We start from the raw sequence: 18,336 nt of genomic DNA, 5'->3' as shown, positions 1-18,336 counted from the left end.
GCGACCTCATCGAAGCCCCGACAGATCGTCCAGCACGAACCGCGCCGCGCCGAAATCATCGTCCCGGAAGAACATGCTGCGGGTGATCAGAACCGGGATGTTCGCCCGCGATGCCGCAATCAGGCCGTTGGCGGAATCCTCGATTGCGACGCAGTCGGAGGCCTCCAGCGTCAGCCGCGCCAGGACTTCGAGATAGACATCCGGCGCAGGCTTCTTGTAGCGGACGTCGTCACCGGCAACGATCGCATCGAAGTCCGCGGCCCAGCGCATCCCCAGCGCCCGCGACAGCAGCGCATCGATGTTGCCGTGCGAGGTGGTGGTCGCGATCGCAAGCCGCTGGCCGCGCGCCTTCGCCGCGGCGAGAAGGTCCGTCACGCCCGGCCGCAGCGGGCAACAGCCGGTCTCGATCAGCTCGGCGTAATGCGCGGTCTTGACGCGGTGGAGTTCGGCGATGTCTTCGTCTGACAATGGCCGGGCAATCCGCAGCCGGGCGAGGTGAGCGCGAATTCGCTCCTTGCCGCCTGTCACCCGCAGCAGGTCCTTGTAGACGGCGCGGTCCCAATACCAGTCGAGACCGTGGCGGACAAAGGCATGGTTGAAGGCCTGCCGATGCAGTTCCTCCGTCTCGGCCAGGGTGCCGTCGACATCGAAGATCAGCGCGGCCGCGCGCCGGATCAGCTCCGCGGCGTCCAATGGCGGCATAGTGGCCGCTTCTGCCTGCATGATCGACGCTTCCCTGATGACATCTCCGCGACGAGCGATCATCGCCCGCACTGGCGGGCGCGTAAAATTGCAATATCTTTTGCCGGACCCAAAAATCCCTTATGAGCGGAGGCGCGCAGCTGGCGCGACGGGAACTCCGACCTGCACGGGAGAGGCATGCGGCTCTTCATTCTAGGCTTCGGCTACAGCGCCAGGCATTTCGTCCGCCAATTCGGCGGAACGTTCTCGCACATCGCCGGCACGGTGCGCGATCCCGCGAAACGGGATGACCTTGCAGGCATCGAGGTGCACCCGTTTTCCGGCAGCCGCCCGGCTCGCGAGACGGCCGAACGTATCAGCGACGCCGATGTCCTTCTCATCTCGATCCCGCCCGGCAGCGCCGGCGATCCCGCAATCGCGGCCTGCGCGGACGTGCTGGCCGGGGGCCGTCAGCGCAAGATCATCTACCTGTCCACGATCGGCATATATGGCGATCACGCAGGTAGCTGGGTGGACGAAAGCACGCCGCCGCAGGCCGCCCTCGACCGCACACGCATGCGGCTCGCAGCGGAGCAGGCCTGGACGGATATCGGGCGCGGCGATGTCGCGATCCTGCGGCTTGCAGGCATCTACGGTCCCGGCCGCAACGCGCTGGTGACGCTGCGCGCCGGAACGGCCCGGCGCATCATCAAGCCCGGACAGGTCTTCAACCGCATCCACACCGACGACATTGCAAGCGCGATCATGGCCGCGGTTCGTCACCAGGGCAGCGGCACCTGGAACGTCTGCGACGACGAGCCCGCGCCGCCGCAGGACGTGTTCGCCTATGCCGCCCAGCTCATGGGCGTCGCGCCGCCGCCCGAAGAGGCGTTCGAGACCGCCGAGATGTCGGCGATGGCGCGCAGCTTCTATGCCAGCAGCGCCCGCGTCTCCAACGCGAAATTGAAGCGCGAGCTCGGCGTCACGCTGGCCTATCCGACCTACCGCCACGCCCTGGATGCGCTGTGGCGCGCGGGCGAAGGACGATAGGATCCACCTCCGACGCCTCCCAGACATGCCCTGCCTGCGCTTGACTTCGCCCCAGTGCGATCGTGATCTAGGTGCCGCGCGAGCCACAACGAAACGAGCTCGCCTTGGGAGGATACAATGAAGAAGACGATCGCCATGATCGCGGCGGCGGCTGCCGTCATCGCATTCGGTGCAGCGCGCGCCGCACCGCTGCCCGAAGCCAATCCTGACGACGCCGGTTTCTCGAAGCAGGGTCTTGCACGGCTCGACAGTTTCTTCGCCCGCGAAATCGCCGCAAAGCGCGTGCCCGGCGCCGTCGTCGCAGTGGCGCGTGACGGCAAGCTCGTGCACTACAAGGCCTATGGCCTGCTCGATCCGGACAAGGGCACGCCGATGTCGGTCGACGCGATCTTCGCGCTGGCCTCGATGACCAAGCCGATGGCCGCAGTCGCAGGCCTGACGCTGATGGAGAAGGGCCAGTTGCCGCTCCAGGCCAGGCTGTCCGACTACTATCCCGGCTTTGCCGACATGAAGGTCGGCGTTCAGCAGGCCGACGGCTCGCTCAAGCTCGAGCCGCAGGCCTCGCCGATCTTCATCCACGATCTCTACCGGCATACGTCCGGATTGATGTATGGCGGTCGCCCGGACAGTTCGAGCCCGGTGGCGCGGCAATACCCTGATGGCGTCGCGCCGGCGATCGAAGGCGACACGCAGGCCTTCATCGACCGCATCACAAAGCTGCCGCTGGCGCATCAGCCCTCGACCGAGTTCGAATACGGCTTTTCGATCGATGTGCTCGGCGCCGTCGTCGAGAAGGTGAGCGAACAGCGGCTCGGCGACTATCTCGCCGCCAATGTGTGGCAGCCGCTCGGCATGAAGGACGCGACCTTCCACCCGACCGACGCGCAGCGCCCTCGCCTCGCCCGCCCGTTCGCCAACGATCCGCTGACGGGGAAGCCGCAAGCCATCAAGCTGCTGGACACGCCGACCAGGTTCGACTGCGGCGGCGCCTGTTCGTTCGCGACGGTCGGCGACTACATCCGCTTCGGGCAGATGCTGCTCAACGGCGGCGAGCTCGACGGCCAGCGCATCCTCAGCCCGAAGACCGTGCATCACATGACGACCAACCATCTCGGCCCCGAGATCAAGAACAACGTGGCGGTCATCGAGCCGCATCGCGCCGGTTTCGGCTTTGGCCTCGCGGTTGCGGTCCGCACCGGCGAAGGGGTGTCGTCGGTCCCCGGCAACCCCGGCGAGTTCACCTGGAACGGCGCGTTCGGAACGCAGTTCTTCTGCGATCCCAAGGAGCGTCTCGTCGTGGTGGTTGGAACGGCGGCGCCCGGTGAGCTCAGGAAATACTATCGCGAGCAGGTCCAGGACATCGTCTATGGCGCGATGGTGAAGTGAGATCGGCACGCTGAAACAGAAAGGGCGGCCGTGGGGGCCGCCCTCTTGAATTGCTTGAGCATGATCTTGTCGGAAAACCGCTGCACACTTTTCCGGATCATGCTCCGGCGTCAGCTCAGGACGCCATATTTCTTGAACCAGGCCTCGGCCTGCTTCCAGGCATCTTCCGCGGCGTCCTTGCGGTAGCTGCCGCGGTAGTCGGCATGGAAGCCGTGCGGCGCTTCGGGGTAGATCTTGAATTCGGCCGTCTTCTTGTTCTGCTCGAGCGCCGCCTTGAGCTGCTCGACCTGCGCAACGGGAATGCCGGTATCGGCGCCGCCATAGAGGCCGAGCACCGGCGTCTTCATCTCGGGTGCGAGCTGGAGCGGGCTCTTCGGCCACAGTGGATTGGCGGGGTCGACCACCGTCCCATAGAAGGCGACACCCGCCTTGAGAGTACCGCCGTGAGCGGCATATTCCCAGACGGTGCGCCCGCCGCGGCAGAAGCCGATGATACCGAGCTTGGCGGTATCGCCGCCCTGCGATCCCGCCCACGCCACCGTCGCGTCGAGATCGGACAGCAGCTCGGCGTCCGGCTTGGCATTCACGACCGCCAACAGATCCTTGATGTCGGTCACCTTGGTCAGGTCGACGCCCTTGCGGAAGTAATAGTCGGGCGCGATTGCGAATGCGCCGAGCTTGGCCAGGCGCCGCGTCACGTCCTTGATGTATTCGTGCAGGCCGAAAATCTCCATCGCCACGATGATCACCGGCGCCTTGGTGTTGCCGGCGGGGCGGGCGAAATAGGCAGGCATCTCCTCGGAGCCGACCTTGATCCTGGCGTCGCCGGCCTGGAGGCCCTTGGTATCCGTCGCGATCACCTCGGCACGGACGGGACCTGCCGCAAGCGTGTAGCCGGCGGCGACGGCCGCGGTGGCGCTCATGAATCCGCGACGCGAGACCGGGGCAACTTTCGTCAGCCCGACGACGTCGGATGTCATGATCGTTTCGAAACTCATCAGTCTATCCCTTCCTGCTGCCTGCAATGGTACCCCCGGGGGGCGACGCATTCGCCAAGAGTCGCCGGGGAAACGCAAATCACCAGCCTGCGAGCATGCGGTCTTCAGGCATGTCCCTGACGCCGCTCCCCCATGTCCTGCCTGAGCTGAATCGAGATGATGCCGCTGGCCGGCGATCGTCCGCGCAAGGCCACGCGCAAGCTTTCCGGATTTGATCGTGTGCCCGATTTAACCGCGTGGCTGCGCTGCGGCGCAACATCCATTAACCGAAAATAGGGGTTCTTCCGCCGCACCTCACGCGGTCAGAAGCTGCAGACGCTCCGCCCCCTCGCGCAATTCGAAACGAATCGCCGCAACAAATGGGCTGCATGGTGGCCGCAACGACACATCATGTTGCCGGGATGTTGCGAGCTATCGGAATCCCGCACGCGAGCCGCCGTCATTTGACTGAAATTTTCAGAAGAGTTGAGCCGCGCGGTTTACTCGAACTTTCTTTGTGACGCTCTAGTTCCACGGCCGGAAGTTCCATCTCCGGAAACGGAGGACGTCTTCCCAGTGGGCGCGCCGTCCGACCAAGGATCGCCCGCGGGTTTCATTCTCGTCCACCCCGATTGCGCTCCCCCGAAGGCTCAGTTGAATAAAGCTTTATCCGACTTGGAAGTGAAATGAATTTGGCTCGCGAATCGATTGAACTGTTGGAGCAGGTCGCACGAATCCTCTGGTTCGAAGGCACCAAGCACGGCTTGCGCGATCGCGAGTGGATGGCGCTGCGCTTCCTCTCCCGCGCCAACCGGTTTTCCCGCACGCCCTCGGCGCTCGCGAGTTACGTCGGCACCACGCGCGGCACCGCCTCGTTCATCATCGGTGAGCTGGAACGGCTCGGCTATCTCGAGCGAAAGCGCTCGGCCAAGGACAAGCGGTCGGTGATGCTGAGCGTCACGCAGCCGGGCAAGAAGTTCCTGGCGCGCGATCCCGTCAACGTTCTCGTCGAGGCGATTGCTGTGCTCGACGACGAGGCCAAGATCCGCTTCCGCGACGCGCTCCGCCACGTGCTGGACCAGTCGGACGCGGCCGAGCAGCGGCACCATACCGACGTCTGCAAGCGCTGCATCTTCCTCCGGGAAGATCGCACCGCGGCGGACGGCAAGACGACGGTCGAGTTCAGCTGCCGCCTGTTTCGCGCGCCAATCGCGGAGCCGGAGGTCGATCTGCTATGCACCAGCTTCGAGCATCACCGCCAATAGAGGCGGCGCTCGATCACGGCGTCGCCTTGCGCGACGAATAGATCACGCCCCCGCTGGATTCGACCACAAGGCGCCCGTTCTCGTTCCGGATCTCCTCGATGCGGCCAAGGCCGGGCACCTGCTGCCCCAGCACGGCCTCGATGACGCCGTTCGGGCTTTGCAGGATCGCAATCCCCTCATAGGCCTGGCGCACCGACCAGCCCTTGACCACCTTCCGCGGCACAGATGCGCGCTCGGAGGGAGACACCGAGCCCGTGACCTCGGGCGCTGCGAGCGAAGCCATCATCGGCGCGGCCTGCGACGACGGCTGCGATTGCGCCACTGTCGGCGCCGGAGCCTGGGCTTGCGCCTGGGCGAGCTTGTCGAGCTTGACCGTCGAGGACGAGCTCACCCGTTCGATGCGGTCCAGATTCTCGGCAAACCTGCCGAAGCGATCGTTGGTCGCCTTGCTCGATTGATCGACCGCGGTGCGCAGGCCGTCGAGATTTTCGGACACGCCCGACACCTGCTTGCGCAGCTGGGCGACCGTCTCGCGCAGATTCCTGATCTCCGTATTGACCGCGACATTGTTCTGGGCGGGCTGCGTGGTGAGATAGGCGATCACACCGGTGCAGGCGCAGACCACCAGGATGGCGGCGACCGCCAACGTTGCGAGCGGCGCGACCCAGGTCGGACGGGGCGGCGGCGGCTTGGCCACGATCACGGCCGGCTTCATCACGACCGGCGCGGGCTTGGGTATCGCCATCTTGTCGAGGCGCGCCTTGGCGCGAATGCGCTTCAGCCCCTCGAGCGCCTCTTTCGCCAGCGCTTCGTCGCTCGCCGCAGCCGACGCACGCTTTGCGCTCGCGGCAGGCTTGGCCGTTTGCGTCGCGCTGTCCCTTGTATTGCGTGGCTCCGGAGCCGGCTTCGCCGCCGAGGAAACGTCAGCGGTCTCGTTGGGACGAGCTTTTCCATCGGACAACATGCGAGAATGCTCCGTTCGGTTAGATCTATCGAACGACGAATTTATTTGTCGAAGCTTGCCCGAAACGTGCGCATCGAAAACTTTTCATCACGCACGATGCGACGTTGCATGAGTCAAACGCGTCACGCACGTGGCGAGAGTGCGACTCGAAAGACACACCCTCGCCAAGATTTCGCCAAGCTGGAGTCGCCTCGCCACACATGAGTCGAATTGTCGCATGTGGAAAACCGGTGGAGAGAGTCAATCCGGGGTTGAAAACCCCTCCATACGCCTACCCCGCAGCACCACCCGAAATAGCTGTGATTATACGGGGATGCGGAACTATAGATCCGTCACGGTGCAAAACTAGTTCAAAATCCAAATCAACTGATGCGATTGAATATATCAAGAAACAACTCGAAACAAACCAACAGCATCAAACACACATAGCAATCGCTTTGATGCGCGCGCTTGATCGGAAATCGGCAATTGTTACGGTCCTATCCAAGTGATTCTCGCCAGTTGGCGAGGAGATCGGCAAGGTTCAGTAGCGTTCGGACGCGATAAGCAACTTGGCGCAACTGTTCTAGGTCGCTGTCTCAATCCGCTCCGCGAGGTGATCCGTAAGACACCCGCCGAGCCTCACGCAGTAAGCGTTCAGTATCGAGTCGAAGTAACAGGCCCGCGGAAAACGCAGGCACTGAATGCGTAGGGCTGCCCGCGAATATCGAAACCATAACAACGGTTCGCGGGATGGAAATATCGTCAAACAGCATGGTCGCCGAGCCGGGCATCACAACAACCAACCGGCCGCGATAAGTGCGAAACAGGGGCGAAAGACTGATGTATATTATCGTTGATGATCGTGAGAGCGTCACGAACAGCTACGTTGGAGGGCTCGTTCGCGAAGGCGTATCGTCGATCGGCTTCTCCTCCGGAGAATTCTGGGACTGGCTGCAATCTGCGAGTGAATCGGACCTGGCAGCGGTCGACGCCTTCCTCCTCGGGGATTGCGACGCCCGCGGAAGCCTGCCGCGGGCGATGCGCAAGCGCTCCTCGGCTCCCATCATCGCCATGAGCGGCCAGAAGATGCTCAAGAACACGCTGGAGCTGTTCGAATCGGGCGTTGACGACGTCGTGTACGTGCCGATTCACCTGCGCGAGATCCTCGCCCGAACGGCCGCGATCGCGCGCCGCCGGGTGGGCGAGTTGCCGAGACCCTGCGAGACCAGGATCCAGGTCTTCTTCAACGGGCGCGACCCCGAGATCGCGGGCCACGCCCTCACCCTGCCCCGCCGTGAATTGCGTATTCTCGAATATATGGTCAGCAACCACGGCAAGTGGATCACCAAGACGCAGATCTTCAACGCGGTCTACGGCATCTTCGAGTCGACCTTCGACGAGAGTGTGATCGAGAGCCACGTCAGCAAACTGCGCAAGAAGCTCCGCGACCGCCTCGGCTTCGACGCGATCGTGGCCCGGCGTTATGTCGGATACCGCCTCAACATTCCCGCCGGCGAGACCGTCGACGTGCCGATGCAGGAGCTCGACGAGGTCGGCATCCTCCTCAACCGGGCGCACATCGCCCCGGCGGCCTATCCGGCCGGTAACTGACGCGGCTGAGCGCTGCCGCGAAAAACGACAACGGCCTCTGCGGAGCACCTTCGCAGAGGCCGTTGTACCTTCAGCGGCTGAGACGGCAGAACTCAAGGCCCCGCGGCGCGAGGCGCCGCCATACCAAAGCGCTGCGAGATCGGGGGCGCGCTTTGGTCTCCTGGTCGAGCACGATCCTTCCGGAAAGCCGCTTCGCGCCTGTCCGGGCCATGCGCTAGGGTTTCTGCTGGAATTCTTCCTTCGAGACGTAGTTGAAGTCCTCGACCAGGACGTCCTGGACGACGTCGGCCTGCATCCGCTCGTTGACGCGCTGCTTGATGCCCGTCGTGAGGATGGAGAGGTCGTAGCGCGCGAGCTTCCTGAAATCGAGGCGGTCGTCGGCATAGATCCTGCGGAAGGCCTCGTCGACGACGAACGGCTCCGGCGGAACGTTGAGCTGGTGCATGGTCCGCGCCTCCACGGTGTAGACGAAGCGCGCGACGATGTAGCCCTGCACATTGCCGTTCTCGACCATGGGCACGCTCAGCGCCCGCGTCTTCTGGTATTGGAGCCCGTCGAGATATGCGTCCTTTGCCGGCAGCAGGCTGCCGTTTTCCTTCCAATAGGCCACGGCGTAGCTCGTGCCTGCCGTGAGGATGCAGACCCAGAGCCCGGCAAGCACGAGTCTGATCATTTTCCGTCCTGCGTTGCGCGACCGGTATAGGTGCCGTCCGAATCGGCATCCTTGATTGCCTTGACGATGATGGTCGCGACCTCGCGCACCGCGTCGTAATGCATTTCGAGGATGGAACGATTCCGCTCCAGCTTCTCGCGCAGCCGCTGGACCTCCTCGGTGATCTCGACCTCGCTGCCGAGATGCATCCGCGCCCGCATCAGGCGGACGAACTCGAGCATGCTCCGGCTCTTGCGGGCGCTGAAATCGTCGAAATCGATCTTCTTGCCCGTCGCGAGCGCAACCGTCTCCTCCTCGACGATACTCTCGAGCCTGCGGATCGCCGCCAGCAGGCCGCGCACTTCGTCCGCTCTCGCCGCCTCGGCCCTGTCGACCACCGCCTCGCCGCCGACATTCGGCAGCAGCACGGGCAACAGCGCATTGCTCGATGCCGCTTCAACCGTCATCGCCTCGGCGTCCACGACCGGCTGCTCCATCACCAGGACCGCCGCGCCTTCTTGTGCCTGCATTGGAAATTCACCCCTCAACTTCTGTCACCCATTCCTCGGATCATCATCCGGCCTTCCCCGTCACGTCCGGCCCCGCCGGATGCGCGCCGGCAAGCTGCCTCGCAATGCCGATGCCCTTGCCCTTCGCGAGCTGGTTGCCGAGTTGCTCCGCCAGCATCGACTTCCAGACGCTGCCGGCGGTCCCCTTGCCGAAGAGTTCCTCGGATTCCTTCGGCAGCATCGTCTCGACGAAGGTCTGGAGGATGAACGCCTCGAACTTCCGATAGACCTCGCCGGACGCTGGCGCCTTGATCACCTGCACCGGCGCCCCGTTCACCGCACCCGACTGCGCTTCGGAAACCTTCGCCGCGGATTGATCGGCACCAGCCGCCGCGGCCTTGCCGGCCTCCGCGTCCATCGTCGCGGCGAAATCGGCGGCGGATGATTTCAGCGCATCGAGCTTCGCGGTCGCCGCGCGTTGCGTCACGGGATCGGCGGCCTCGATAACGTCGAGAACGAGGTCGGGTGTCGCTGTCACGATCATGTCTTGTTCCGGCTGGCTGGCCGTGGCGTCCACTCGCGCACGGTGAGGCTTGTTCCCGTCATCTCCTCGAGCGAGCGCTTCTCCGCCTCGCGAAGCTTGTCCGCGAGCGCCGCCTTGGCGACTTCCTCGAGCTGTTTCACGCGCCGGCTCTCCGCACGAACCTGGTCGAGCTGCCGCGAAGCCTGCTCATTCACGGCGCGCGCGCCGACGCTCGTCCTGTTGAGGCGCCGCGCGATCGACGCGCTCGACGACCCCGCCGGCGGCTTGCCCTCGTTCAGCGCCCCGACCAGCCATTCCTGTTCGTCCTGCAGGCTGCGCTCCTGCTGCCGCAAGTGCGCGAGCTGCCATTCGGACAGCCGGAGCTGGAGCTTCACGAGCGAGACCATCCGACCGAGCTTGTCTGCGCGCGACCTCATGACGGTCATTCCGACAGCCAGGACGAGACGCCCAGCATGAATTGCGTCAGGAGCTCGTCGCTGGTGAGATAGAGCAGCAGGAAGCCGCCGAACAGCACGAACGGCACGGAGATGAAGTAGACGGGAATCGCCGGCGTCAGCTTGTTGATCAGGCCGACCGCGAGGTTGACGATGACCGAATAGACGATGAACGGGCTGGCGATCCGCAGCGTCAGCACGAACGCCTCCGACAGGCGGCTGACCAGCTGGTCGAGCGCCATGCTGCCGCCGAGCCTCGCACCGGGATGCCAGACGTCGTAGGAGTTCATCAGCCCGCGCAGCACCTGCCAGTGCTGGTCGGTCATGAAGAACAGCGTGGTGACGGACGCCATGATCAGCGGCACCAGAGCCGGCGCCGGATCGGTGTCGCCGATCGGCGTGCCCGGGATATTGCTGAGCCCGATCGCGCTTGCCATCACGGTCGCCATGGTTTGAAGCGCCAGGAAGAACACGCGCCCGCCGAGGCCGATGACGCTTCCGACCAGGACCTCGGTGCCGATCAGGAGTGCCAGCGTCAGCGGCGCCGCTTGGTCCGTCAGAGGTTTCAGGACCGCGATCAGGATTGGCGTCAGTGCAAACGTCGTGACGAGCGCGATGAACAGGCGGACCTGGGCCGGAACGTTGACGCTGGAATAGCCGGGCACGAACATCAGGCAGGCGCCGATCCTGCAGAACACGATGAAGGTCACCAGCACGCTGTCGGCGAGGCTGCTGATCACGATATGGCTCCGAGCGCTCTGATCTCGGCGCTGCGCGCGACCTCCACATGCGACAGGACCGGCAGTGTCGGGAACACCCGTTCCAGGATCATCCGGACATAGGGACGGGCCTCCGGGGTCACCGCCAGCACCACGCTGGTGCCGTTCTCGGTGAACTTGCGGATCGCGGCGCTGGCTTCCGTCGCGAACTGCTCGATCAGGCGCGGATCGGCGTCGAATTCGACGACGTCCCCCTTGGCGTCGCGCTTCAGGCTCTGGTGGAAGGCGAGATCCCAGCGATTGCCGAGGCGGACCACGTTGAGCACGCCGCTGTCGGAGAGGTCGCCGCAGATCTGCTGGGCAAGCCGCGTGCGGACATGCTCCGCCACCTGTTCGGAGCGCCGCACATGGGGCGCGATCTCGGCGATCGCCTCGAGGATCAGGTGGAGATTGCGGATCGACACGCGCTCGGCCAGCAGGATCTTCAGGATCGCCAGCAGGCCCGAATAGGAGATCTGTGACGGGCAGAGATCCTCGATCAGGCGCTTGTATTCGGGATCGAGCCGGTCGAGCAGCCCGCGCATGTCCTTGTAGGACAGGAGCTGGGCGAGATTCGCCCTGATCACCTCGCTCAGATGCGTGAGCAGCACCGACAGATTGTCGACCGGTTTGCAGCCCTGTCGCTTGACTTCGTCGGTGAAAGCCTCCGTCACCCACAACGCCTTCATGCCGAAGGCGGGTTCGATCACTTCCTCGCCGGGCACGTCGGGCTTGCCGTCCTTGTCGACCAGCACCAGCACCTCGCCGAGCCTGAGCTCGCCATGCGCGACGCGGGTGTCGTGGATCCGGATCTGGTATCCCTTGGGATCGATCGACAGATTGTCGGTGAGCTTGATCTCGGGAATGACGAAGCCGTATTGCTTGGCGAACTTCTTGCGGATCTTGGCCACGCGATGGCCGAGCTCGGTGCGCGATCCCAGCAGATGGACCGAAAGATGACCGCCGAGCGCCAGCTCGATCTCGGCGGTCTTGAGCGATTCCTTGACCGATTCCTTGGCCGCGGTCTGGGCGCGCTCGTCGGCCTTGCGCGCATCCTCTTTCCGATCCCGCGCCGCCTGACGCCTGGGCAGCGTGTAGCCGACGAAGGCCATGACGCCGCCGAGCAGCACGAACGGCGCCATCGGTAGCCCCGGCATGATGGCGAGCACGAACATCATCAATGCGGCGGCCGACACCGCGCGCGGATAGCCGCTGAGCTGCCGCAGCACGGCCTGCTCCGCCGAGCCCCTGGTGCCGCCCTTGGAAACAAGCAGGCCCGCCGACAGCGACACGATCAGCGCCGGCATCTGCGACACCAGGCCGTCGCCGACAGAGAGCTTCGTATAGACGTCGGCCGCGCGCGACAGCGTCAGGCCGTGATGGGTGACGCCGATGATGATGCCGCCGAAGATGTTGATCGCGGTGATGATCAGGCCGGCGATGGCATCGCCGCGGACGAATTTCGAAGCACCGTCCATGGCGCCGAAGAACGCGCTCTCCTCTTCGAGCTCGCGGCGCCGGCGCTGGGCCTCCTTGTCGTCGATCAGGCCCGCGGACAGGTCCGCGTCGATCGCCATCTGCTTACCGGGGATGGCGTCCAGGGTGAAACGGGCGCCGACTTCCGCGATACGCGTAGCACCCTTGGTGATCACGACGAAATTCACCGTGACCAGGATCGCGAAGATGATCAGGCCGATGACGAAGTCGCCGCCCATGACGAATTTCGAGAAGCCGGCGACGACATGGCCCGCGGCCTGTTCGCCCTCCCCGCCGCGCGACAGGATCAGGCGGGTGGTCGCGACGTTGAGCGCCAGCCGCAGGATCGTTGCGATCAGCAGCACGGTCGGGAATGCGGAGAAGTCGAGCGGCCGCTGGATCCACAGCGCGACCATCAGGATCAGCGCCGACAGCGCGATCGAGAACGCCAGGCCGAGATCGATCAGGATCGGCGGTATCGGCAGGAACAGGATCGTGAGCATGGCCACGATGCCGCCCGCAAAAAAGGCATCCGCCCCGAGTCGTCGCGGGTTTGGCAGGCTAGCAGCTAACGTATCGGCCATGAGTCACCGGCAGAGGGTCCGCCCGGTAATCTGCCGTGCAAAGCTTACGCGAGGGTGGTGGCCGGTCGGCCCGCGGATCAGAAGCCGCGCTCGATATGCGAGTAGACCATCTCGGTAAAGGTAGAGAGATGCGCGCCGATGAAGGAGCCGGAGATGGCGACGACCACCAGGATGACGATGATCTTCGGAACGAAGGTCAGCGTGACCTCCTGGATCTGGGTCAGGGCCTGGATCAGTGCAATGATGGTGCCGACCAGCATCGCCGCGCCGACGGCAGGCCCCGAGGCGACGATGATGGTCCAGATCGCCGCCTGGACGATGTCGAGGGCGTCTCTCTCGTTCATGACTGACTGATCGTGAGGCCAGGCCCGACCGCGACTTTCGTGCCGTTCTCGAGGGTCGCGACGGAGCCGTCGCTGTTGATGGAGATCGACTTGACCTTGCCTGAGAAGGTCGCTCCGGTCGCGTCGGTGAAGCTGACGGTCTTTCCGATCAGCCCGTCGGCCTGCGACAACGACTGCGAAGACAGCAGCGCATCCAGCTTGGTGTTGGTCTGCATGGCCTGCTCGACCGTCGAGAGTTGGGCGAACTGGCTCATATATTGCGAGGTATCCATCGGATTGGTCGGATCCTGGTTCTTCATCTCGGCGACGAGAAGTTGAAGAAAGGTATTGTAGTCGACGCTGTTGCTCGACGTGGACGTCGTGGAGCTGGTCGAACTGGACGACTTGCTGGTGCTGTCGGTCGCGCTGGTGACGTTCATGTAGCCTCTCCGCTGTCAGGCAGCCTCGAATGGGATGTCGGTGGCGACGCCGGCCAGGATAGCCTGCTCCACCGGGAACAGCGCCCGGATCCGCTTCAGCGCCTCGAAGTAACGGGTTGCCCCGACCAGCTCGTCGATCGCGACAAGCCCGTCCAGCATCTCGCGGCTTTCGCACACCGCAACCAGGGCCGCGTGATGCTGGCCGTAGAGCGCCGAGGCATCGCGGACATCGGTGGGGTTCATCAGCATGAGCTGGACGATGAAATACAGCTGCCGCATCGCCGTGGTGGCGTCGGAGGCCTGCATGATCTGCCCCTCGAGCAGAAACATCACGTCGTTGACGAGCTCGACGGAGACCTTGCGGTCCACGCGCAGCACCGCACCGTTGATGTAGATCCGTTCGCCCGCCCGCAAGGAGATCTTCATTAAAGTGCGTCTCGGATCAGGCGGTTGATTTCGATGAGCTGCATCACGTCGCCCGACTTCTCTTCGCGAAGGCGATCCGCCTCCTTGATGACCCACAAGCCGATCGAGATGATGTCGGCGCGCAGCTTGTCCGGGAGGCCGTTCTCCGGGTGCGAGAGATCCTCGATGAAGATCGTCCACAGCCGGCGCACATAGAGCAGGCTCTGGACCAGATCCTCGAAACTAAAGGGCCCCTTCTCGATCCGCTCGAGCCGGTCGATGCCGAGGCTGAGCGCCTGTCGCTCGCGGCCTCTCTCCTGATAGCCGCTCTCTTCAACGACAGCTTCATAGGCTTCAAACGTCATCAGGACCACTCTGCGGGGAAACCGAATAGCAAGACAAAAGGAGCGAACCTTGCAATGAGCCTTGGCTCAGAGATAGTTGATGAGGCTGATCTTCTGGAGCTGCGAGGTCAGCGCCAGCGCCGTCTGGATCTGGGTCTGCAAGGTGTTGACCCGGACCGATGCCTCGGTTGGGTCGACCTTCTCCATACCGACGATCTGATTGTTCAGAATGTCCTGCTGCGTCTTGAGCTTGTTCGTTGCTGAGGTGATCCGCTGCTGGACCGTGCCGACGCCGCCGCCGAGCGTGGCGAGGTCCGTGATCGCACCACCAATGAGGCCGATGGCCTTGTCCACGACGACCTGGAACGTCTCCTGGCTGAGTTTTGCATTCCCGAGATCCGCCATCATGGTGTAGGCCTCGGCGAGCTTGCGGAAGCCGGTCTGGTTGGCGCTGACGGACGTATCGGCGACCTCGGTCGTGGAGATACGGCTTTGCATGACCTGGTCAGTGGCCGATGACCAGTTGGTATTCCAGGCCGGGCTCGCGAACTCGGCATCGAAGGTGGTGTTGAGAAAGGTCTGCATTTGGGCCGGGGTAATGCTGCTCACGCTCGCCGAGGATTGCGGAAATCCGAAGCCCGTGGGCGGCGCTGCGGCGAAATCCGCGTCGACCTGGTTCTTGCTGGCGGAGCCCGTGGCGTAGGCCGTGATCGGCATGTTCTGCGTGTTGATGCCCGAGAAGAGATACGAGCCGTTATACGAGACGTTGAGCGCGCCGATCAGATCCTGGAGGTTGGCGGACGCAGGCGGCAGGACGATCCGCCCGCCATTGTCGGTACTGCGGGCCGCGATCAGGTCCTTGAGAAAGGACGTTGCGGTCGTGCCGAGCTGGGTGATCCGGGTTTGCGTCACGTCGAGGCGTCCCGAGACGAGCTCGTTGGTATCGACGAGCTGATCGGCGAAGCTCCAGTCCGCCCGCAGGGTGAGGTCGCCTCCCGTCGTGGCACCAAGCTCGAGGCCAACATCGGCGAAACGGCCGGTGGTCGCCTCCTTCGACGCCTTGCTCAGCGCAGCCTGGTTGTTCGTGATCGAGGTTCTCAACGACGAAGACAGCATCAAGGTCGAGATGTAGTTCGCGCTCATCATGGCTTAATTCCCCACGGCGGCCAGCAGGCTCTGCAACATTTGGTCGACGGTCGAGATGATCTTCGACGAGGCCGAATAGGTGCGTTCGACCTGAAGCATCAAGGACATCTCGTCGTCCATGTTGACGCCGCTGACGTTGGACAGCGCCGCGGTGCTGCGGTCGAGCAGCGTCTTCTGGTAGGTTACGTTGGAGTCCGCGGTCTTGCGCTGGTTTTCGATCCAGCTCGTCGACGACGACGCGAAGTCGATCAAGCTGCCACTCGGCTTGCCTTGCGTGGTCACATCGAACGGCTGCGACGCATCCATGCCCCCGATGAGCTGCTGTAGCCGGGCCGAGTAGCCGGCGTTGCCGGCGGTGTTGTATCGGTAAGCAACGTTACCGCTGATCGCACCGTCACGCAGCAGATTTGGATTGCCGCCCTGCGCCGGATCGACCGACGCCGCGACACTGATCAGGCCGGCAAGGCCGACCGAGACGGTGGCGCTCGCCGGTATCGCCGGCGCGCCGGGATAGGTGAAGAGACCGGGAACGTCGGGCAGCGCCGCCGCGGTCTGATCGCTCTCCCTGAATGTGTTGATCAGGCCGCGCGCGATTTCGTCGAGCTGACTCTGATAGGTGACGGAGTCCTGGTCACGCAGCTGAGCGAGGCCGGCGAGCTTACCCGACTTCAGCGGCATCACCGAATTGGCGCCGGTTACCGGCACACCGTCGATATAGACCGCATTGCCGGTGGTGCCCGGCGTATAGATGTTGGTCGCCGTGAAGCTGACCGTTCGCGCCGTCTTGTCGAACAGCACGACACCGCTATCGGTGTAAAGCGCAGCGTCGCCGTTAGCGCGGATCGACATCGAGACGCCGACCTCCTCCGACAGTTTCGAAACGATGCTGTCCCGCTGGTCGAGGTAGTCGGTGACGTCGTCACCGGCAATCGTCCCCCTCACGACCGCGTTGTTGACCTTGTCGAACTGCGTAAGGAGCTGGTTGATGTTGGCGACCGAGGTCGCCATGTCGGCGTCCGCGCCCTCACGGACCGATTGCACGGTATTGGTCGCCTGGTTGAGCGCCGTCGCCATGTCCTTGGCGGACGTGATCGCCGCCTGCGCCAGCGTGGTGTTGTCGGGGGCGTTGGCATATTGCTGCAGCGCCTTCTTCAGCGCATTGAGCTGCGCCGTCGGCGACTGGTCGAGCTCCGTATCGTCCACCGTGGCAGATGCGATCTTCTGGAGACCGTCATAGATCGCGCCCTGCTTGGCCGACGACGAGGTCGCGGTCAGGACGTTGTTGTAGAGACCTGAGCTGGCGGCGCGCTGGATCGCCGCGACATAGACGCCGGCCCCGGGCAGATTGTCCAGCACGGCGATCTTGCGCGAATAGCCGGCGGCGCTGGCACCGGCGATGTTGCGCGAGATGGTCGAGGACTGGATGCCCGACGCCATGAGCGAAGCGCGGGCGGAGTCGAGAGCGGCGGTAAGCGACATGATTTGCTCTTGCCCGGAATGGGCGCTGAATTCAGCGCTTCAGGTTGACGACGACGTCGAGCAGGTCGGAACCGGTCTGGAACGATTTCGAGTTCGCGGTGAAGCCGCGCTGGGCCTCGATCATCCCGGTGAGCTCGTCCGCGAGGTCGACGTTGGAGTCTTCCAGCGCGCCGGACTGGACCGTGCCGAGCCCGCCGGTGCCGGCATTCCCGGCCTGCGCGTTGCCGGATTTCATATTGGTCGAATAGACGTTGCCCGGCTCGGGCGTCAGATTGTCGGGGCTCGCGACGTCCGCGAGCATGATCGTGTAGAGCGTCAGCTGCTGCCCGTTCTTGAGGATCGCCGTCACGTGGCCCGCAGTGTCGACGTCAACCTTGTCGATGGGCGCGGGGACGCTGCCGTTGACGTTCGCCTTGAAGCTGAAGTCGGTTCCGACCTGCGTCATGTTCGACAGGTCCAAGGCCAGCGACGCGCCGCCGGGGACGGTCACGGTGAGACCGGTCGGGCTCAACGCGGCCAGCTTACCTTTTCCAACCGCCGTGGTATCGAAGGTGAAGGTGGTTGCGGGAGCGAGTGAGGCACCGGTCGCGGAGTTATAGAGCTGCACCTGCCAGGTGTCCAAGCCGGCAGCCGTCGCCGTGTGGGACATATACACGTCGAGCGTAACGGCCTGGCCGATATTGTTGTAGGCCACGATCGAGCTCTTCGATGAATATGACGCCGGACCGGGCGGGCCAGCAATGACAGCCGCCTTCGGATCCAGATTGCCGGTCGTGAGTGTCCCCGCCGTCGACGGCACCGGCACCTGCGAGACCTGCGCGACGTTGACGATCTGCATACCAGTGAGGCTGTTCTGCGAGAAGTTGCTCACGACGCCGGGCTGTCCCAGAAGGTAGTAGCCGGCCGCGTTGACCAGATTGCCCTGGGCGTCCGGCACGAACGAGCCGGCCCGCGTCAGATACTGCTGCGTGTTGGCGGCGTTCGACACCACGAAGAAACCGTTGCCCTGGACGGCGAGGTCCGTGGTCGACGTGGTGAACTGCGTATGGCCGGCGTCGCTGATGGCATAGCGCACGGTGGTCTCGACGGCGCCGGAATCGTAATTGCCCGATCCGCTCTTCAGGATCAGCGAGGAGAACTCGGTGGAAGCCCGTTTGTAGCCGGTCGTGTTGACGTTCGCGATGTTGTCCGAGACCGTCGACAGCTTGTTGGACTGCGCAGACATGCCGGAAACGCCGGTGCGCATAACACCATACAGGCTCATGAATTGGGCTCCTTTGGTAGGTTGCAGCTACAATGAGGGTTCTTGCTTGCGCGGGGCTGATG

General features: G+C 63.9%; 20 protein-coding genes. 4 read left to right on the top strand and 16 right to left on the bottom strand.

From position 1 onward, the window contains the following. Window positions 1-6: 6 nt before the first annotated feature. Complete coding sequence (locus EI171_RS13440) at window positions 7-723, bottom strand: HAD family hydrolase (RefSeq protein ID WP_161533568.1); 717 nt, start codon at window positions 721-723, stop codon at window positions 7-9. Window positions 724-879: 156 nt separating this feature from the next. On the opposite strand from EI171_RS13440, the gene EI171_RS13435 reads away from it, so the two are divergent. Both EI171_RS13435 and EI171_RS13430 read left to right on the top strand, forming a co-directional pair. After that, entirely contained in the window at window positions 880-1,731 is an 852-nt protein-coding gene (locus EI171_RS13435) for an SDR family oxidoreductase (protein ID WP_161533567.1), read from the top strand. Between the two features lie 117 nt (window positions 1,732-1,848). After that, window positions 1,849-3,117 carry a serine hydrolase gene (locus tag EI171_RS13430; protein WP_161533566.1) on the top strand — a complete coding sequence of 423 codons (1,269 nt, stop codon included), beginning with the start codon at window positions 1,849-1,851 and terminating at the stop codon, window positions 3,115-3,117. A 110-nt stretch (window positions 3,118-3,227) separates the two neighbouring features. Here EI171_RS13430 and EI171_RS13425 read toward each other — a convergent pair whose 3' ends face one another. Further along, the gene (locus EI171_RS13425; protein ID WP_161533565.1) at window positions 3,228-4,115 is read right to left on the bottom strand and encodes a dienelactone hydrolase family protein; all 888 of its coding nucleotides are present in this window, start codon (window positions 4,113-4,115) and stop codon (window positions 3,228-3,230) included. 665 nt (window positions 4,116-4,780) lie between these two features. Between EI171_RS13425 and EI171_RS13420 the strand changes: the two genes are divergently transcribed. Then, window positions 4,781-5,359: a MarR family winged helix-turn-helix transcriptional regulator gene (locus EI171_RS13420; protein ID WP_011089582.1), complete on the top strand. Its 579-nt coding sequence runs from the start codon at window positions 4,781-4,783 to the stop codon at window positions 5,357-5,359. Window positions 5,360-5,372: 13 nt separating this feature from the next. Here the strand turns inward: EI171_RS13420 and EI171_RS13415 are convergent, their stop codons facing one another. After that, window positions 5,373-6,323 (bottom strand): hypothetical protein, encoded by a 951-nt coding sequence (locus EI171_RS13415; protein ID WP_161533564.1) that lies wholly within the window; start codon window positions 6,321-6,323, stop codon window positions 5,373-5,375. Window positions 6,324-7,145: 822 nt separating this feature from the next. Here EI171_RS13415 and EI171_RS13410 point away from each other — a divergent pair. After that, on the top strand, window positions 7,146-7,916 hold the full coding sequence (locus EI171_RS13410) for a response regulator transcription factor (RefSeq protein ID WP_028175236.1): 771 nt from the start codon (window positions 7,146-7,148) through the stop codon (window positions 7,914-7,916). A 214-nt stretch (window positions 7,917-8,130) separates the two neighbouring features. Here the strand turns inward: EI171_RS13410 and EI171_RS13405 are convergent, their stop codons facing one another. The 13 genes from EI171_RS13405 to EI171_RS13345 form a co-directional block, all read right to left on the bottom strand. Further along, window positions 8,131-8,589 (bottom strand): hypothetical protein, encoded by a 459-nt coding sequence (locus EI171_RS13405; protein ID WP_011089586.1) that lies wholly within the window; start codon window positions 8,587-8,589, stop codon window positions 8,131-8,133. Continuing rightward, entirely contained in the window at window positions 8,586-9,098 is a 513-nt protein-coding gene (locus tag EI171_RS13400; protein ID WP_011089587.1) for a hypothetical protein, read from the bottom strand. Before EI171_RS13400 ends, EI171_RS13405 begins: the two co-directional genes overlap by 4 nt. A gap of 43 nt (window positions 9,099-9,141) precedes the next feature. Next, window positions 9,142-9,621: a rod-binding protein gene (locus EI171_RS13395; protein ID WP_028175235.1), complete on the bottom strand. Its 480-nt coding sequence runs from the start codon at window positions 9,619-9,621 to the stop codon at window positions 9,142-9,144. After that, the gene (locus EI171_RS13390; protein ID WP_028175234.1) at window positions 9,618-10,037 is read right to left on the bottom strand and encodes a hypothetical protein; all 420 of its coding nucleotides are present in this window, start codon (window positions 10,035-10,037) and stop codon (window positions 9,618-9,620) included. Before EI171_RS13390 ends, EI171_RS13395 begins: the two co-directional genes overlap by 4 nt. Before the next feature lie 5 nt (window positions 10,038-10,042). Next, on the bottom strand, window positions 10,043-10,795 hold the full coding sequence (gene fliR / locus EI171_RS13385) for a flagellar biosynthesis protein FliR (protein ID WP_028175233.1): 753 nt from the start codon (window positions 10,793-10,795) through the stop codon (window positions 10,043-10,045). Further along, complete coding sequence (gene flhA / locus EI171_RS13380; protein ID WP_110117233.1) at window positions 10,792-12,873, bottom strand: flagellar biosynthesis protein FlhA; 2,082 nt, start codon at window positions 12,871-12,873, stop codon at window positions 10,792-10,794. Before flhA ends, fliR begins: the two co-directional genes overlap by 4 nt. A 77-nt stretch (window positions 12,874-12,950) precedes the next feature. Continuing rightward, window positions 12,951-13,217 carry a flagellar biosynthesis protein FliQ gene (fliQ, locus tag EI171_RS13375; RefSeq protein WP_008130649.1) on the bottom strand — a complete coding sequence of 89 codons (267 nt, stop codon included), beginning with the start codon at window positions 13,215-13,217 and terminating at the stop codon, window positions 12,951-12,953. After that, a complete protein-coding gene (flgD, locus tag EI171_RS13370; RefSeq protein ID WP_011089591.1) occupies window positions 13,214-13,636 on the bottom strand; it encodes a flagellar hook assembly protein FlgD in 423 nt (140 codons plus the stop codon). Before flgD ends, fliQ begins: the two co-directional genes overlap by 4 nt. A 15-nt stretch (window positions 13,637-13,651) precedes the next feature. Next, window positions 13,652-14,062 (bottom strand): flagellar biosynthesis repressor FlbT, encoded by a 411-nt coding sequence (flbT, locus tag EI171_RS13365; RefSeq protein ID WP_011089592.1) that lies wholly within the window; start codon window positions 14,060-14,062, stop codon window positions 13,652-13,654. Beyond that, on the bottom strand, window positions 14,062-14,406 hold the full coding sequence (gene flaF / locus EI171_RS13360; RefSeq protein ID WP_028175231.1) for a flagellar biosynthesis regulator FlaF: 345 nt from the start codon (window positions 14,404-14,406) through the stop codon (window positions 14,062-14,064). Before flaF ends, flbT begins: the two co-directional genes overlap by 1 nt. Before the next feature lie 66 nt (window positions 14,407-14,472). Beyond that, entirely contained in the window at window positions 14,473-15,531 is a 1,059-nt protein-coding gene (locus EI171_RS13355) for a flagellar hook-associated family protein (RefSeq protein WP_011089594.1), read from the bottom strand. Between the two features lie 3 nt (window positions 15,532-15,534). Continuing rightward, on the bottom strand, window positions 15,535-17,010 hold the full coding sequence (gene flgK, locus EI171_RS13350; protein WP_161533563.1) for a flagellar hook-associated protein FlgK: 1,476 nt from the start codon (window positions 17,008-17,010) through the stop codon (window positions 15,535-15,537). Window positions 17,011-17,041: 31 nt separating this feature from the next. Then, a complete protein-coding gene (locus tag EI171_RS13345; protein ID WP_161533562.1) occupies window positions 17,042-18,274 on the bottom strand; it encodes a flagellar hook protein FlgE in 1,233 nt (410 codons plus the stop codon). Window positions 18,275-18,336: the final 62 nt, after the last annotated feature.

The sequence above is a fragment of the Bradyrhizobium sp. LCT2 genome (assembly GCF_009931255.1).
Lineage (GTDB): Bacteria > Pseudomonadota > Alphaproteobacteria > Rhizobiales > Xanthobacteraceae > Bradyrhizobium > Bradyrhizobium diazoefficiens.
Note: the sequence above shows the minus strand (reverse complement) of the source record. Positions and strands in the feature narration are given on the sequence as shown.